This window comes from Pseudomonas sp. EMN2 (genome assembly GCF_009650555.1).
GTDB classification, from domain to species: Bacteria; Pseudomonadota; Gammaproteobacteria; order Pseudomonadales; family Pseudomonadaceae; genus Aquipseudomonas; species Aquipseudomonas sichuanensis.
This window is the reverse complement of the sequence record NZ_VZZR01000043.1, coordinates 34,203-51,202: the sequence shown is the minus strand read 5'-3', so window position 1 is coordinate 51,202 and position 17,000 is coordinate 34,203. Positions and strand designations below refer to the sequence as shown.

Here is a 17,000-nt window from a genome sequence, read left to right as displayed (position 1 = left end):
CGGTAGTTCAGTCGGTTAGAATACCGGCCTGTCACGCCGGGGGTCGCGGGTTCGAGTCCCGTCCGCCGCGCCATATTTAGCTTCAGGGCCCACTGAACACCTTGAAGCAACAGAGAAAGCGACCTTAGGGTCGCTTTTTTTGTTTCTGGAATTTCCGGGGCGCGAAGCGGCCCCAGGATCTTGGCATCATGCGAGATCGCCGGGGCTGCTCTGCAGCCCCTTTCGCGACACAAGGCCGCTCCTACAAGATGTGCGTCAGGCTCAGGGGCGCTGTTCTTCCGCGCGCAAGGTCAAGACTTCAAAGCCACTCTCGGTCACCGCCACAGTGTGCTCCCATTGCGCCGACAAGCTGTGGTCGCGGGTAATCACCGTCCAGCCATCGCGCAGGCTGCGGGTGCCGCGCCCGCCCTGGTTGATCATCGGCTCGATGGTGAACACCATCCCTGGCTGTAGCTTCAGGCCAAAACCGGGCTGGCCGAAGTGCAGCACCTCGGGCGCTTCGTGCATCTGCTGGCCGATACCATGCCCGCAGTATTCACGCACAACGCTGTAGCCGGCGGCCTCGGCATGGGCCTGGATGGCGTGGCCGATATCGCCCAGGGTCGCGCCCGGGCGGACCTGTTCGATGCCTTTCCACAGCGCGGCGTAGGTGGTGTCGACCAGCCGCCGGGCGTCTGCGCTGATCTGCCCCAGGCAATACATTTTCGACGAATCGGCGATATAGCCGCCCTGTTCCAGGGTGATGTCGACGTTGACGATGGAGCCTTCCTTGAGCACCTCGTCCACCTTGGGCATGCCGTGGCACACCACATGGTCCACCGAAGTGTTCAGCGCATAGGGGAAGTCGTACTGGCCCTTGCTCGCCGGGCGCGCCTTGAGGGTTTCGACGATGAAGGCTTCGGCGCGGTCGTTGATCTGCATGGTGGTCACGCCAGGGCGGATGAAGCCGTCGAGGTCGGCGAACACCTGGGCCAGCAATTGCCCGGCGCGGCGCATCAGTGCCAGCTGGGCGGCGTCCTTGAGTATCACCTTGCTCATTGCAGCAGTTCCTTGAGGTTGGCCTGTTCCTGGCGCAGCAGCTGACGCAGCAGTTCCTGGTAGGTGGCCTGGGGGTGCAGCTCGGCGAGCATGCCGAGGCGGATCCAGTGTTCGGCCTGGGCGTTGATCGAGCGCGACAGGGCGGCGCTGGCGATGCGCAGGTCTTCGTGGAGTTCGTCGTTGATCTTGACGATGCCCATGCTTAAGTCATCCGTATATATGAAACGTATATGAATCATATGTCGAATCAGGCCGGGCGTGCCACCCGTTGGTGCGTCGGTCCCTCTCTCGGTGCATGAGCCAATCGCGGGGCAAGCCCGCTCCCACGCATGAATGCGGGCTGCGTGGGTGCTGGCCCGGGAATTGCTGAAGATCATCGATCAAGGCCATCAACGCCGATGGCCGCTTTTCATCACGACGAAGGCGCCGTGTTGCCCCGCTTGCCCAGTGCAGGCGGGGCAGCCGGCGCCTTTGTCGTTTCATCAGCAGGAGATCGCCGATGAGCAGCAGCCAGGTGCGCAGCGTTTGCCCGTATTGCGGGGTGGGGTGCGGCATCGTCATGAGCGTCAGCGACGGCCAGGTGGTGAAGGTCAGCGGCGACAAGCAGCACCCGAGCAATTTCGGCCGCCTGTGCACCAAAGGCCTGACCGCCCACGTGCCACTGAGCGCCGGGCGCATGGCCCAGGCCTTCGTACGCCGCCAGCGCAACCAGCAACCGATACGCAGTGGCATGGATCAGGCCATCGCCGAGGCCGCCGCGCGGCTACGTGCGATCATCGACGCGCACGGGCCGGACGCCGTGGCCCTGTATGTGTCCGGGCAGATGTCGCTGGAGGCCCAGTACCTGGCCAACAAACTGGCCAAGGGTTTTATCCGCACCCGCCATATCGAGTCCAACTCGCGCCTGTGCATGGCCAGCGCCGGCAGTGGCTACAAGCAATCACTGGGCGCCGACGGCCCGCCGGGCAGCTACCAGGATTTCGAGCGCGCCGAGGTGTTCCTGGTGATCGGCGCGAACATGGCCGACTGCCACCCGATCCTGTTCCTGCGCCTGCTCGACCGGGTCAAGGCCGGGGCCAAGCTGATCGTCGTCGACCCCCGGCGCAGTGCCACCGCCGACAAGGCCGACCTGTTCCTGCAACTGCGCCCAGGCAGCGACCTGGCGCTGCTCAACGGCCTGCTGCACCTGCTGCACGCCAACGGCCACACTGATCCCGATTTCATCGCCCGGCACACCGAGGGCTGGGATGAGCTGCCGGCATTCCTGGCCGACTACACGCCCGCACGCGTGGCCGCCATTACCGGCCTGAGCGAGGCCGACATCATTGAAGCCGCACGCCTGATCGGCGCTGCCGGCGAGTGGATGAGCTGCTGGACCATGGGCCTGAACCAGAGCATCCACGGCACCTGGCACAGCAATGCGCTGTGCAACCTGCACCTGGCCACCGGCGCCATCTGCCGCCCCGGCAGCGGTCCGTTCTCCTTGACCGGCCAGCCCAATGCCATGGGCGGGCGCGAGATGGGCTACATGGGCCCGGGGCTGCCCGGCCAGCGCTCGGCCCAGGTCGCGGCTGATCGCGCCTTCGTCGAGCAGCAATGGCAACTGCCGCCCGGCAGTCTGCGCAGCGAAGGCGGCGAGGGCACCGTGGCGCTGTTCGAGCAGATGAAGACCGGCGAGGTAAAGGCCTGCTGGATCATCTGCAGCAACCCGGTGGCCAGCGTCGCCAACCGCCAGCAAGTGATCGACGGTCTGGGCCAGGCTGAGCTGGTGATCAGCCAGGATGCCTTTCTCGACAGCGAAACCAACCGCCATGCCGACATCCTTTTGCCCGCCGCACTATGGGCCGAAGGTGAAGGCGTGATGATCAACAGCGAACGCAACCTCACGCTGATGCCGCGTGCCGTCGCGGCCCCCGGCGAAAGCCTGGAGGACTGGCGGATCATTGCCCGCATCGCTTGCGCCATGGGTTACGCCGAGGCGTTCGACTACCCCGATGCCGAGGCCGTGTACGAGGAAATCCGCCGTTTCTGGAACCCTGCCACCGGCTACGACCTGCGCGGCATCGGCTACGCCGAGCTACGCGAGAGCCCACGCCAGTGGCCCTGTGCCCCTGGGCAAAGCGGCGATCGCAGCCCGTTGCGTTACCGCAATGACGGCCTCAGCCAGCACCTGCTGCATGACGCGCAAGGTGAGCGGCCGGCGCTGGCCTTCCCCACGCCCAGCGGCAAGGCGCGATTTTTCGCCCGGCCCTGGCTGCCGCCGGCCGAGCTGCCGGACGACGCCTATCCCTTCGTGCTCAACACCGGCCGTGTGCAGCACCAATGGCACACCCTGACCAAGACCGGCAAGGTGCCCAGCCTGAACAAGCTGGAGCCCGGCCCCTTCGTCGAGATCCACCCCGACGACGCCCGACGCCTGGGTATCGCCGACCAGGATCTAGTGGCCATCCGCTCTCGCCGTGGCCAGGCGCTGCTGCCGGCGCGGCTCAGTGACCGCGTGTTGCCCGGCGGCTGCTTTGCGCCGTTCCACTGGAATGACCTTTACGGCGAGCAACTGGCGATCAACGCGGTGACCTGCGATGCGGTCGACCCCACCTCTCTGCAACCGGCCTTCAAGCACTGCGCCGTGGCCCTGGACCGGGTTGCCGGCGAACGTATCGAAGCCCTCGACCTGACCACTGCCACGCCTTCGGAGCCTGCCACCATGCCGACCGCCACCCTGTCCCGCCTGCTGGGCCTTGACGCACTGCCGGCCCCGGTGCTGGCCGAAGACGAACGCCACTACCTGCAGGGCTTCCTGCTGGGGCTGGGCCAGGCGCGTAGCGAAGGCGTGCCGAGCCTGCCGGCCAGCGCACCACTGGCGCCGGCCCGCCGGTTGTTCGTCGATGGCCTGTTGGCCGGGCTTTTCGCCCAACCTGCGCCAGTACCGCTGGTGATCGAGGCAGCGCCATGTCACCACGTGCTCTGGGCCTCGCAGACCGGCACGGGCGAGGCCCTGGCCGAGCGCTGCGCCCTGCACCTGCGCGAGGCCGGGCTGGCGGTGCAACTTAGCTGCATGGAGACGGTGACGCCTGCCCAGTTGCAGGGCGCCGCCAGCGTGTTGCTGATCGCCAGCACATTCGGTGATGGCGAGGCTCCGGACAGTGGCGCGGCGTTCTGGCAGGCGTTGCAGGGCGAGGCGGGCGAGCATTGCGCGGCACTGCCTTTTGCGGTGCTGGCGCTGGGCGATTCGAGTTACGAGCAGTTCTGCGGGTTCGGTCGCAAGCTCGACCAGCGCCTTGCCGAGTTGGGCGGGCGGCGCCTGCTGACGCGGGTCGATTGCGAGCCGGACCATGACCAGGCCTTTGCGGCCTGGCTGGCGGCTTTGCTGCCCGAGCTGGGCAGCGCTGCGCCAGCCTGCGTCGAGCCCGAGCCGGTAAAAAACTACAGCAAGCAGCAGCCTTGGCTGGCGCCAGTGCTGGAGAACCGACTGCTCAGCGGCCCTGGCTCGACCAAGGAAACCCGCCAGGTGGTGTTCGACCTGAGCGGCAGCGGCTTCACCTATCAGCCCGGCGATGCCTTGGGCGTGTGGCCGCGCAACTGCCCGGCGCTGGTCAGCGAACTGCTGGCCCTGATGCAGCTCGATGGCCAGACCCAGGTCGAGCTCAAGGGGCACGCACCGATGTCTCTGGCCGTGGCCCTGGAGCGGCACCTGGAAATCGCCCGGGTTACATCGCAGCAGCTTGAAATGTTCAGTCAGTCGGCCGGGGCGTTGCGCGATCTGGTGCAGGACAAAACCGAATTGAAGCATTGGCTGTGGGGCCGCCAGCTAGCCGACGTGCTGCGCGAATACCCCCAGCAGTTGCCGCTGGCGACCTGGCTGACGCTGCTCAAACCGCTGCAGCCACGCCTGTACTCGATCAGTTCCAGCCCCGCCGCGCACCCTGGGCAGGTGCACCTGACCCTGTCCACCGTGCGCTACGGCGAGCGCAAAGGGGTCTGCTCGACGTTCCTTGCCGACCGGGCCCAGGCACTGGAAGTAGCGATCTTCCCGCAACCGTCCAAACACTTTCGCTTGCCCGAGGACGATAGCCTGCCGATCATCATGATCGGCCCCGGCACCGGGGTGGCGCCGTTTCGCGCGTTCCTCCAGGAGCGTGAGGCGCGCGCGGCCAGCGGGGGCAACTGGCTGTTCTTCGGCGAGCAGCAGGCGGCCTGCGATTTCTATTACCGCGAGCAACTGGAGGCCTGGCAGGCCAGTGGGCACCTGCGCCTGAGTACGGCGTTTTCCCGCGATCAGGCCGAGAAGATCTATGTGCAGCAGCGCATGCTGGAACACGGCGCCGAGCTGTGGCAGTGGCTGCAGGCGGGGGCGTACCTGTACATCTGTGGCGATGCCCAGCGCATGGCCAAGGATGTGGATACGGCGCTGCGCCAGTTGGTGGCCGAGCAGGGCGGCATGGATGCGGCGGCGGCGGATGCCTATGTCGAGACGCTGGGGCGCGACAAGCGTTATCGGCGGGATGTGTATTGAATGCACCAGCATGGGGAGTCGTGCACCGCCCTGGTTCGCCGGGCTGCATGCGTGGGAGCGGGCTTGCCCCGCGATGGCGTCAGCAGAATCAACGCGGGCCCGCTGGAGTAAGGCTATCGCGGGGCAAGCCCGCTCCCACGAAGTAATTGGCACAGTCTCTGCTTTGACAGATTCACAACAGCCCCACTGATCAACGGCGATCAACCCAGGGGCCTCACATTGATGAGTACAGGCAAAGGCGCCTGGAGCTTACGCTCCAGGCGCCTTTTTGTTTTCCGTGATCGAGGAACGGCTATGAAGGCAACAGCGAACGGCGCACAACGGGCACGACTGGTCATCGTCGGCAACGGCATGGTCGGCCACCACTGTGTCGAACAACTGATCGGGCAGGGCGCACTCGAGCGCTTCGAGCTGCACGTGTTCGGTGAAGAGCGCCAGCGTGCCTACGACCGGGTACACCTGTCGGAGTACTTCGCCGGTAGCTGCGCCGAAACCCTGGCCCTGTGCGGGCAGGGCTATTACGGCGACCACGGCGTGCACCTGCACCTGGGCGAGGCGGTGCTGCAGATCGACCGTGAGCGCTGCGAGGTGGTCACGGCCGAAGGCCGTTACGGCTACGACCAGCTGGTGCTGGCCACTGGTTCCTACCCGTTCGTGCCGCCGGTCGAGGGCTGCAGTGGCAACGCCCGCCTGGTCTACCGCACCCTCGATGACCTCGATGCGATCCGCGCCGCCGCCAGCGACGCCCGCCGTGGCGTGGTGGTCGGCGGTGGCCTGCTGGGGCTGGAAGCGGCCAACGCACTCAAGTCGCTGGGGCTCGAAGCCCATGTGGTGGAGTTCGCGCCCCGGCTGATGCCGGTGCAACTGGACAGCGACGGTGGCGCGGCACTCAAGGCGCAGATCGAAGCGCTGGGCGTGGGCGTGCACCTGTCCCGCGCCACCCAGTCGGTGACTGCCGGTGAAGACTACCGCTACCGCATGAACTTCGACGGCGGCGAGCACCTGGAAACCGACCTGATCGTGTTCTCTGCCGGTATCCGCCCCCAGGATGCCCTGGGCCGGGCCAGCGGCCTGGAGATCGCCACCCGGGGTGGCGTGGTGATCGACAATCATTGCCGCACCAGCGACTCAAATATTTTCGCCATCGGCGAGTGCGCCTCGTGGAACGGCAGCGTGTTCGGCCTGGTCGCCCCGGGCTACGCCATGGCGCGCAACCTGGCGGCGCTGCTAATGGGGGCGGCGGCCGGCGAATTCACCGGCGCCGACATGTCGACCAAGCTCAAGCTGCTGGGGGTGGATGTCGGCTCCATCGGCGATGCCCACGGCGCCACGCCGGGCGCGCGCAGCTACCGCTTCATCGACGAGGCCAACGCCAGCTACCGCCGGCTGGTGGTGGACGCCAGCGGCAAGCACGTGATCGGCGCGGTGCTGGTGGGCGACAACAGCTATTACGACACCCTGCTGCAATACGCCCAGAACGGCATCAAGCTGCCGGCCGACCCGGCCGCGCTGATCCTGCCCCAGGGCGGCGGCGCGCCGGCGCTGGGCGCCGATGCACTGCCCGACAGCGCGACCATCTGCTCGTGCCACAACGTCAGCAAAGGCGCGGTGTGCGCGGCCATCGACAGCGGCTGCGCCGACCTGGCGGCGGTCAAGAGCTGCACCAAGGCCGCCAGCGGTTGCGGCGGCTGCGCGGCGCTGCTCAAGCAAGTGTTCGAACACGAGCTCAGCGCACGCGGTGTGACCGTCGACAAGAGCCTGTGCGAGCACTTCGCCTACACCCGCCAGGAGCTTTACGGCCTGGTGCGGGTCGAGGGCATCCGCAGCTTCCACGAGCTGCTCGAACGCCACGGCAAGGGCCATGTCGGCTGCGACATCTGCAAACCGGCGGTGGGCAACATCCTCGCCTCGTGCTGGAACCAGCCGATCATGGACCCGGCGCTGGTGCCGCTGCAGGACACCAACGACACCTTCATGGCCAACATGCAGAAGAACGGCACCTACTCGGTGGTGCCGCGCATCCCCGGCGGCGAGATCACTCCGGAAAAACTCATCGTGATCGGCCAGGTGGCAAAGAAATACGACCTCTACACCAAGATCACTGGCGGCCAGCGCATCGACCTGTTCGGCGCCCAGCTGCACGAGTTGCCGCTGATCTGGGGCGAGCTGATCGAGGCCGGGTTCGAGACCGGCCACGCCTACGGCAAGTCGACCCGCACGGTGAAGTCGTGCGTGGGCAGCACCTGGTGCCGCTACGGCGTGCAGGACAGCGTGGCCATGGCCCTGCGCCTGGAGGACCGCTACAAGGGCCTGCGCTCGCCGCACAAGCTCAAGTTCGCGGTATCTGGCTGCACCCGCGAGTGCGCCGAGGCGCAGAGCAAGGATATCGGCGTGATCGCCACCGACAAGGGCTGGAACCTGTACGTGTGCGGCAACGGCGGCATGCGCCCGCGCCACGCCGAGCTGTTCGCCACCGACCTGGACGATGAAACCCTGGTGCGGCTGATCGACCGGGTGCTGATGTTCTACATCCGCACCGCCGACAAGCTGCAGCGCACCTCGGTCTGGCGCGAAGGCCTGGACGGCGGGCTGGACTACCTCAAGCAGGTGATCCTCGACGACAGCCTGGGCCTGGCCGCCGAGCTGGAAGCGCAGATGCAGCATGTGGTCGAGCAGTATGAATGCGAGTGGGCCAACGCCCTGAACGATCCGGAAAAACTCAAGCGCTTCCGCACCTTCGTCAACGACCGGCGCGCCGACCCCGATGTGCACTTCGTTCGCGAGCGCGGCCAGCGCCGGCCTGCTGCAGCGCTGCACCTGATCCCGACCCATGAGGAGGCTGTCTGATGAACCTGTCCAATGCTGCTGTAGCAAAGCAAAACACCTGGCAGGCCGTGTGCCAGGCCGCCGACCTGGTCGCCGATTCCGGCGTGGTGGTATGGCATGAAGGCGAGCAGGTGGCGCTGTTCTACCTGCCCGGGCACGAGCAGGCGCTGTACGCCATCGACAACCGCGACCCGCGCTCTGGGGCCAATATCATCGGCCGCGGGCTGGTGGGCAGCCTGCAGGGTGAGCTGGTGGTGGCGGCGCCGTTGTACAAGCAGCATTTCAGCTTGCAGGACGGGCGTTGCCTGGAGGATGCCGCGCAGCAGTTGCGGGTGTGGCCGGTGCGGGTGGTGGCGGGGCAGGTGGAGATTGGCTTGGGGTGATGGTTTGATCTTGCTTGGTGCAGCGCCCCTGGCAACCCCAAGGCATGTGCAATGGATCGGATTACAGAGCATCCCCGCGCAGATACACTGCCGTGCATGAACCTCGACACCCGCATCAAGTTCCGCCACCTGCTGTGCTTCCTGGAGATTGCCCGGCAGGGCAGCCTGGCCCGTGCCGCCGATGTGCTTGCCATCAGCCAGCCGGCCATCTCCAAGACCCTCAAGGAGCTGGAAGACCTGCTCGAAGCGCGGCTGTTCGAGCGCACCCACCTGGGCGTCACCCTGACCCCCGCCGGCACCCGTTTCATGCGTTACGCCGGGCCCAGCGTGCAGGCCCTGCGCGATGGCGTGGGCAGTGTGCGTGGCGATGCCAGGACGCCCTCGCAGGTGCGTATTGGTGTGCTGTCGACAGTCGAGGGCCTGCTGATGCCCGAAGTGCTGTGCCGCCTGCACCAGCGCCATGAAGCGCTGGTGATCAGCGTGGTCACCGGGGTCAGCGCGCAATTGCTCGGGCAACTGCGCCTTGGCGAATTGGAGCTGGTGGTCGGGCGCATGACCGACAGCCCGCAGATCCAGGGCCTGTCGTTCGAGCACCTGTACAGCGAATCGATGGCCCTGGTGGTGCGCCCGGGCCACCCGCTGCTGGTCAGCACGCCGGTGGAGCGGGCGCAGGTGGGTGCTTACCCGCTGGTGCTGCCGCCCCAGGGCACCACCATTCGCCAGCACGCCGACAGCCTGTTCGTGCAGTGCGGTATCCCGCTGCCGGCACAACGCCTGGAAACCCTGTCGCTGGCCTTGAGCCGCCGTTATCTGCTGGGCAGCGATGCGCTGTGGGTGGCGCCGCGCGACGCGGTGCTGCTCGACCTGCGCCGCAACGAGCTGGCCGAGCTGGATCTGGGCGTGCGCGAGCCGGGCGGCTCGGTGGGCATCTGCCGCAATGCCGCCGTGCCGCCGAGCCTGCCTGCGCAGTGGGTGTGCGAGGTGCTGCGCGAGGTGGCCGGGCAATACCGGGACGGTCTGTACCCCTGAGTGGGGCACTGCACGGCCCTGTGCCCTGACATCAGCAGTTTCAATACCGGAACTTATCAGGCTTTCCTGGCTCTTATGCCGGTAGCCATTGGTCGTGGCCGCCTGATAAGCTCGCGGCTTTACCCTGATTTGCCCCTCTGGCGCATGAACAAGGAATCAGCATGAAACAAACTCGTCTGGCGGCTGCGGTTGCCCTGGTAGGTCTGGTGCTGGCGGGCTGCGATGCCCAGACCAGCAGCGTCGAACTCAAGACTCCGGCACAGAAAGCTTCCTACGGTATCGGCCTGAACATGGGCAAGAGCCTGGCTCAGGAAGGCATGGACGACCTGGATTCGAAAGCTGTCGCCCAAGGTATCGAGGACGCGATCGGCAAGAAAGAACAGCGCCTGAAGGACGAAGAGCTGGTCGAGGCCTTCTCCGCCCTGCAGAAGCGCGCCGAAGAACGCCTGGCCAAGGCCAGCGAAGAAGCTGCCGCCACCGGCAAGAAGTTCCTGGAAGAAAACGCCAAGAAGGCCGGCGTGGTCACCACGGCTTCGGGCCTGCAGTACGAAGTGGTGAAGAAGGCCGATGGCCCGCAGCCAAAACCGACTGACGTAGTGACCGTTCACTACGAAGGCAAGCTGATCGATGGCAAGGTGTTCGACAGCTCCGTCGAGCGCGGCGCGCCCATCGACCTGCCGGTCAGCGGCGTGATCCCGGGTTGGGTCGAAGGCCTTCAACTGATGCATGTCGGCGAGAAGTACAAGCTGTACATCCCGGCCGAGCTGGCCTACGGCGCCCAGAGCCCGAGCCCGCTGATCCCGGCCAACTCGGTCCTGGTCTTCGACCTGGAACTGCTGGGCATCAAAGACCCGAGCAAGCAGGACGCCGAACCAGCCCAGTCTGAATAAGCGCATCCTTTGCTGTACAACGACGCCCCGTTTAAACGGGGCGTCGTCGTTTTTGCCGGTGGTTGACGCGAACCGCTGGCGTCCTTCACTGTCGCAAGCAATGCCGTAGGTGATCCTGCGGCGGGTTGTCGCAAAACGTTTGCGCGATTGAAACGACTGTGTAAAAAACGCCCGATCCGTGCCCGGCCCTTGTCCTGCGGGCACCGAGCGGCGCAAAGGCGGTCCTGTTCACAAGGTTATCCACAATAAATGTGGATAACTGTCCGTTGCTCTGGAGGTTGCATGAGCGCTCCCTGGAATTTCGCCCGTTTTCTGCCGCTTGCCGAGCGCCTGCTCAGCCGTGGCCGTTTGCCGGCACTGTTGTTCGCGGTCGCGCGCAAGGGGCCCAAGCTTGGCCAGTTGCGCGAAGATGTGCGGCTGATGCAGGCCCTGTGCCTGGCCTGGTGGCGCGGCGAGTACCGCGCCGTGAGCCCCAAGGCGCTGGTGACCATCGTTGCGGGGCTGCTGTATTTCGTCAGCCCCCTCGATGCTATCCCCGACTGGTTGCTGGGTGTGGGCCTGCTTGACGATATTGCCGTGCTCGGTTGGGTACTCAAGACCGTGGCCGATGAGCTGAGCCGCTTCAGGGCCTGGCGCGACAGCCAGGCGCCGGAGAAACTGCGGGTGGTCGAGCGCTTGCCGGACACGCCCGAGGCGCTGCGCCTGGAGCGTCCCAACCGCTGAACAAGCAGCGAGCGCACAGACCCCCGAGGTTGGTAATATAATTGGCATAAGCGTTATGCCTAGGGATTACATGCCGTGATCCAACGTCAAGGGGGTTGTATGGGTATTCAGGTCATCAGCCGGGACGGTCAGCCCGAGTACGCAGTGGTTCCCTGGGAGCAGTATCAGGCGCTGCTGGCCGCTGCGGGCCAGGCACCTGCCGCGGCGCCCGGCAACAGCGACACTGTCGAAAGCACAACCCAGAGCGCGAGCCTGCGTTCCTTGGACGAGCTGGCGTCGTTGCGTCAGGCCAAGGGCCTGGCCCCCGAGCAACTGGCGCGTACGGTGGGTATCAGCCCGGTTTACCTGGCGATGATCGAGTCCGGCGAGCGCCGCCCTGACGCAGCGATCCTGCGCAGTCTGGCCTGGCACCTGGGCATTGGTGGCTGGAGCGAGCCGTCATGAGCCAGGTCAGGATCAGCCGTCAGCACTGGGAGAGTCTGCTGACCGAGCTCGACCTGGCCCGCCGACAACGCCACCTGCTCACTTACCGTGCATTGCTCGAACGCCTCCAGCTACCCAGCCCGGCCATGCAGACACTGACCGCGGCCCTGGAGTACCTGGCGCTGCTCGATGCCCGGGCCGAGCAGCCGTTGCGCAGTTCGCTGGTGATCAGCCAGGGCGCCAGCCGCCTGCCACGTACCGGTTTTTTCGAGTGCGTAGAGCGGTTGGGCAGGTTCAACGGGCCGGTGGATGGCATGGAGGCGGCGTCGTGGCATGCCTCGGAAGTGGTGCGGGTGTTCGAGTACCGGTATCCGGAAGAGGCGTGAATCGGGTCGGCAGTGCCGGCCCCATCGCTGGCAAGCCAGCTCCCACCAGCGCTGCGCAACTTCTGTGGGAGCGGGTTTACCCGCGAAGCAGGCGGCGCGGTGGATGGCACCGGCTCTGCCGGTGTTCGCGGTGGTCCGGCACTCCGGTAAACCCGCTCCCACAGGATACGCGTCGCTTTGACGCTTGCTTTCACATGCGCTTGCCCATCTAGCAACAAGCGCTTTGATCGCGGGCCCGCTCGCTCTGTTGTTCGGTGATCAGCTTGAGCACGTCGATCACCCGCCCCAGCCCCAGGTAACGGCCGCCCTGGGTAATGATGAACGCTTCCTCGATACGCTGTTGCGCCCGGCTGGTCAGCAGGCGGCTGACCTGCTGCAGCGATTGTCCACGTTCGACCATCACAAAGTCCTTGCTCATCAGTTGGCTGACGGGCTTGGCTGCCGACAGGTTGCAGCTCGAAGGCTCGAGCAGGGCTTCGTGCAACGCATGGCGGTGGACGATGCCACAGGGCTTGCCCTGTTGGTCCAGCACGGCGAGGGAGTTGAGGTCGGACTGGCCGCGGAAGGCCTCCAGCACGTGCTGGGTGGCGGTTTCCAGGGGCACCGCTGGCTGCTGGAGGAGCAGGGCGCCAAGGTCGGCGCTGTCTTCGTTCAACGCGCCAGGGCCGCCCGGCGCTAGGGGCGGCAGGATCGAGCATTCACGCGCAGCAGTCTCCTGAGGACGGCCAAGCAGGTAGCCCTGCAGCAGCTCAACGCCCATTTCAGCCAATACCGTCAGCTCTTCTGCCAGTTCGATGCCTTCGGCGATTACCTGGGCGCGTGAGGCACGAGCGATCTGCAGGATCGAACCGACGAACTCGCGCTTGAGCGGGTCCTGGTGGATGCCGTCGATGAAATGGCGGTCGATCTTCACGTAGTCCGGGCGCAGCTCCGACCACAGGCGCAGGCTGGAATAGCCGGCGCCCAGATCATCCAGGGCAATCGAGAAACCCATGTCGCGGTAATGGTGCAGGGCGTTGAACAGCAGCTGGAAGTCTTCGGTGGGCGTCTGCTCGGTCAGTTCGATGACCACCCGGCTGGGCGACAGGCCGACCTGTTCGAGCATCTTCAGGGTGCGCCCGGAAGGGTAGTGCGGTTCAAGCAAGGACTCGGGGGAGACGTTGAGGAACAGCTTGCCCTCAAGGTTCTGCTCGGCAAAACGCCGGCACGCGGTTTCGCGGCACAGCACTTCCAGTTCGCTGAGGCGCCCGGCCTGGCGGGCGATGGCGAACAGGTTCAGTGGCGAATGCAGCGGGCTGTTGGAGGGGCCGCGACTCAAGGCTTCATAGCCGAGAATGCGCCCTTCGGAAAGACAGACGATGGGCTGGAACAGGCAGTGCACGCTACGTTGAGCCAGGATGGCGCTCAGTGCGCTGAGCTGTTCGGTGACGGTCATGGACTGCTTCCTGAATAGAAAAAGGCCGGGCGTTTTCACGCTCGGCCCTTCTATTTCACGACAGCCAGATGACTGTTTGATGACGGCTCACATTATATTGCCATCACCTCAGTGCTTGGCCACCGAAGTGCTCAAGCTCAGGTAGTCGAGCAGGATGCGCCCGGTCTCCGACAGGTAGGCGTCGTCTTCCGGTTTGGTGTCGTCCGGCTCGGCCGGCAGCGCGTCCTCGTCTTCTTTTTTCAGCTCTTTGAGCGGTTCTTCGCCCTTGGCCTTGCGGCGGATGTTCTCCAGCGCCAGCTGCTTGGCCTCGATCTGGTCGTGGCGCGCACGGCGGTCCTGCTCGTTGAGGCTGACGGTCTTCTCGTCCATCAGCTTCTGGGTCAGGGCCAGGCGGTCACGGATGTAGGCAAACTCGGCATCCTTGACGCTGCGCGCTTCATGCTGTGCCTTGAGCTGGGCCAGGTACGGCTTGAACGGGTCGGCCACTGGCTTGACCACCGGGCGGATGGTGTCCCACGGCATGGCTTCGGGCAGGGCGCTCTCACCGATTTCCTTGGTGTCGATGATCGACGGGTAGGCGATGTCCGGCAGCACGCCCTGGTGCTGGGTGCTCTGCCCGGAAACCCGGTAGAACTTGGCCAGCGTCAGCTTGAGCTCGCCATGGTTGAGCGGCTGGATGGTCTGCACGGTGCCCTTGCCGAAGGTCTGGCCACCGATGATCAGTGCGCGGTGATAGTCCTGCATGGCGCCGGCGAAGATCTCCGAGGCCGAGGCCGAGAGGCGGTTGACCAGCAGCGCCAGCGGGCCTTTGTAGAAGGCGCCAGGGTTTTCGTCTTCGAGCACATCCACGCGGCCGTCGCTGTTACGCACCAGCACGGTCGGGCCTTTTTCGATGAACAGGCTGGTCAGCTCGGTGGCTTCCTGCAGCGAGCCACCGCCGTTGTTGCGCAGATCGATCACCACACCGTCGACTTTCTCTTTCTGCAGCTCGGTGAGCAGCTTCTTGACGTCGCGGGTGGTGCTCTTGTAATCCGGGTCCCCGGCGCGATAGGCCTTGAAGTCGAGGTAGAAGGCCGGGATCTCGATGATCCCCAGCTTGTAGTCGCGGCCGTCCTGCTTGAGCTTGAGCACCGACTTTTTCGCCGCCTGCTCTTCGAGCTTGACCGCTTCACGGGTGATCGAGACGATCTTGCTGGTCTGGTCGTTCGGCGCATTGCTCGCCGGGATGACCTCCAGGCGCACCACCGAGCCTTTCGGGCCACGGATCAGCTTGACCACTTCGTCCAGGCGCCAGCCGACCACGTCGACCATTTCCTTGTTGCCTTGCGCCACGCCGATGATCTTGTCGGCCGGGGCCACTTGCTTGGTTTTCGCCGCGGGGCCTGCCGGCACCAGACGCACGATCTTGACCTGGTCATTGTCGCTCTGCAGCACCGCGCCGATACCTTCGAGCGACAGGCTCATGTTGATGTCGAAGTTCTCGGCGTTGTCCGGCGACAGGTAGTTGGTGTGCGGGTCGTACGACTGGGCGAAGGTGTTGATGTAGGCCTGGAAGATGTCTTCGGCACGGGTCTGGTCCAGGCGCGCCAGCTGGTTCTTGTAGCGCTTGGTCAGGGTTTCCTGGATCTGCTTGAAGTCCTTGCCGGCGATCTTCTGGCGCAGCACTTCATCTTTCACGCGTTTGCGCCACAGGTCGTCGAGCTCGGCCGCGTTCTTCATCCACGGGGCGTCCTTGCGGTCGACCAGCAGGTCTTCTTTCACGGTGAAGTCGATCTTGTCGACGCCCTTGTTCAGCTCGGCCAGGGCGAAGTCCAGGCGCTGCTTCACACGGTCCAGGTAGCGCTTGTAGATGGTGAAGCCGGGGTCGAGGTTGCCGCTTTTGAGGAAATCGTCGAACTGCGTCTTCCACTTGTCGAACTCGGCGATGTCGGCTGCGGTGAAATAGCTGCGCGCCGGGTCCAGCAGCTTGATGTAGCTGTCATAGATGATGACCGAACGGGCGTCGTCCAGCGGCGGCTTGCTGTAGTGGTGGCGCTTGAGCAGCTCGACCACGTTGAGGCTGGCGACGATTTCGTCACGGTCCGGCTGCAGGCTGTCCCACTTGTTGGCGGCGGCCGCATTGCCACCGAGCGTGAGGCTGCCAAGCCCGATGACAAGGGCGAGGGCGGTGCTGGGGAGGAAATGCTTCATGCTGATTCGACGTGTAGGCAATTGATCACGCATAGTAGGCCGTCTTTTCCGTTCGCCGGTTCCATGAAACCGGGAAAATACTGCAAAAAGCCTGGGACGGTGATCCCAGGCTCAGTCATATGATTCAACTATGGAGGCACTGTGAAGGCATTGCAAGGCGTTGACGGACATGTGGCCTGGGTCGAGGCCGAACGCCCGGCCTGTGACGCAGGGCAGGTGCGCATTCGAGTGGCCGCTGCGGGGCTGAACCGCGCCGACCTGCTGCAAAAGGCCGGCCTTTATCCACCGCCGCCGGGAGCCAGCCCTTACATGGGCCTGGAGTGCGCCGGCATCGTCGAAGAGGTCGGCGCCGGCGCCGACTGGCGCGTCGGTGACCGGGTCTGCGCACTGCTGGCCGGCGGCGGCATGGCCGAAGAAGTGGTGGTCGATGCCCGCCACGTGCTGCCGGTACCCGAAGGCCTGAGCCTTCACGAAGCGGCGGCGATCCCCGAGGTGTACGCCACGGCCTGGCTGAACATCTTCCAGCTGGGTGGCCTCAAGGCCGGCGAGAAGGTGCTGGTGCATGCTGGCGCCAGCGGCGTAGGTTCGGCGGCGATCCAGCTGTGCAAGGCCTTCGGCAACCCGGTCTGGGTCAGCGTCGGCTCTGATGAGCGCCTGGCTTACTGCCAGGACTTGGGTGCGGCGGGCGGTGTGGTGCGCAACGCCAACCTCGACGCGCTGGAGCAGCTCGGGCCGTTCGATGTGATCCTCGATCCGGTCGGTGCCAGCTACGGACCGCTCAACCTCAAGCTGCTGGCCCGCGATGGGCGCTGGGTGATCATCGGCCTGATGGGCGGGCGCAAGGTCGAGCTGGACCTGGCGCTGGTGCTGGGCAAGCGCCTGCAGGTCACTGGGTCGACGCTGCGTAATCGGGACGACGGGTTCAAGGCTGAGCTGCTGCGCGAGCTGGGGCAGCAGGTGTGGCCGCTGTTCGCCGAGGGGCGGTTGTCGGCGCAACTGGTCGATACCTACCCGGTGGAGTTCGCCCAGGCGGCTTATGCCGAGCTTGAGAGCAACCAGGTGTCGGGCAAGCTGGTGCTGGTGATCGATTCGAGCCTGGTGTAAGGCATTCCGGCCTCATCGCCGGCAAGCCGGCTCCCACAGGAACGCCACAGGCTTCGAGGC

General features: G+C 65.4%; 12 protein-coding genes and 1 pseudogene. 9 read left to right on the top strand and 4 right to left on the bottom strand.

Annotated elements, in window-relative coordinates; genetic code table 11:
- Positions 1-261 precede the first annotated feature (261 nt).
- Both map and F6X61_RS14400 read right to left on the bottom strand, forming a co-directional pair.
- The gene (gene map, locus F6X61_RS14405) at positions 262-1,038 is read right to left on the bottom strand and encodes a type I methionyl aminopeptidase (RefSeq protein WP_153787191.1); all 777 of its coding nucleotides are present in this window, start codon (positions 1,036-1,038) and stop codon (positions 262-264) included.
- Entirely contained in the window at positions 1,035-1,238 is a 204-nt protein-coding gene (locus tag F6X61_RS14400) for a ParD-like family protein (RefSeq protein WP_110993070.1), read from the bottom strand. The genes map and F6X61_RS14400 overlap by 4 nt, the downstream gene beginning before the upstream one ends.
- A 299-nt stretch (positions 1,239-1,537) precedes the next feature.
- Between F6X61_RS14400 and F6X61_RS14395 the strand changes: the two genes are divergently transcribed.
- The 8 genes from F6X61_RS14395 to F6X61_RS14360 all read left to right on the top strand — a co-directional run bounded on the left by F6X61_RS14395 (position 1,538) and on the right by F6X61_RS14360 (position 12,211).
- On the top strand, positions 1,538-5,551 hold the full coding sequence (locus F6X61_RS14395; protein ID WP_153787190.1) for a bifunctional nitrate reductase/sulfite reductase flavoprotein subunit alpha: 4,014 nt from the start codon (positions 1,538-1,540) through the stop codon (positions 5,549-5,551).
- Positions 5,552-5,845: 294 nt separating this feature from the next.
- The gene (nirB, locus tag F6X61_RS14390; protein WP_153787189.1) at positions 5,846-8,398 is read left to right on the top strand and encodes a nitrite reductase large subunit NirB; all 2,553 of its coding nucleotides are present in this window, start codon (positions 5,846-5,848) and stop codon (positions 8,396-8,398) included.
- Positions 8,398-8,760: a nitrite reductase small subunit NirD gene (gene nirD, locus F6X61_RS14385; RefSeq protein WP_153787188.1), complete on the top strand. Its 363-nt coding sequence runs from the start codon at positions 8,398-8,400 to the stop codon at positions 8,758-8,760. Before nirB ends, nirD begins: the two co-directional genes overlap by 1 nt.
- A 96-nt stretch (positions 8,761-8,856) precedes the next feature.
- On the top strand, positions 8,857-9,789 hold the full coding sequence (pcaQ, locus tag F6X61_RS14380) for a pca operon transcription factor PcaQ (protein ID WP_153787187.1): 933 nt from the start codon (positions 8,857-8,859) through the stop codon (positions 9,787-9,789).
- 161 nt (positions 9,790-9,950) lie between these two features.
- Positions 9,951-10,679, top strand: coding sequence for an FKBP-type peptidyl-prolyl cis-trans isomerase (locus tag F6X61_RS14375; RefSeq protein WP_153787186.1), 729 nt, complete (start codon positions 9,951-9,953; stop codon positions 10,677-10,679).
- Positions 10,680-10,961: 282 nt separating this feature from the next.
- Entirely contained in the window at positions 10,962-11,402 is a 441-nt protein-coding gene (locus tag F6X61_RS14370) for a YkvA family protein (RefSeq protein ID WP_110993077.1), read from the top strand.
- A 99-nt stretch (positions 11,403-11,501) separates the two neighbouring features.
- Entirely contained in the window at positions 11,502-11,846 is a 345-nt protein-coding gene (locus F6X61_RS14365) for a helix-turn-helix transcriptional regulator (protein WP_153787185.1), read from the top strand.
- Positions 11,843-12,211 carry a hypothetical protein gene (locus F6X61_RS14360; protein ID WP_110993079.1) on the top strand — a complete coding sequence of 123 codons (369 nt, stop codon included), beginning with the start codon at positions 11,843-11,845 and terminating at the stop codon, positions 12,209-12,211. The genes F6X61_RS14365 and F6X61_RS14360 overlap by 4 nt, the downstream gene beginning before the upstream one ends.
- Before the next feature lie 229 nt (positions 12,212-12,440).
- On the opposite strand, the pseudogene F6X61_RS14355 reads toward F6X61_RS14360, so the two are convergent.
- Positions 12,441-13,646, bottom strand: a pseudogene (locus tag F6X61_RS14355) (EAL domain-containing protein); the annotation flags it as partial.
- Between the two features lie 108 nt (positions 13,647-13,754).
- Positions 13,755-15,836 carry a carboxy terminal-processing peptidase gene (locus F6X61_RS14350; protein ID WP_178125820.1) on the bottom strand — a complete coding sequence of 694 codons (2,082 nt, stop codon included), beginning with the start codon at positions 15,834-15,836 and terminating at the stop codon, positions 13,755-13,757.
- A 141-nt stretch (positions 15,837-15,977) separates the two neighbouring features.
- On the opposite strand from F6X61_RS14350, the gene F6X61_RS14345 reads away from it, so the two are divergent.
- Positions 15,978-16,940 carry an NAD(P)H-quinone oxidoreductase gene (locus F6X61_RS14345; RefSeq protein WP_153787183.1) on the top strand — a complete coding sequence of 321 codons (963 nt, stop codon included), beginning with the start codon at positions 15,978-15,980 and terminating at the stop codon, positions 16,938-16,940.
- Positions 16,941-17,000 lie beyond the last annotated feature (60 nt).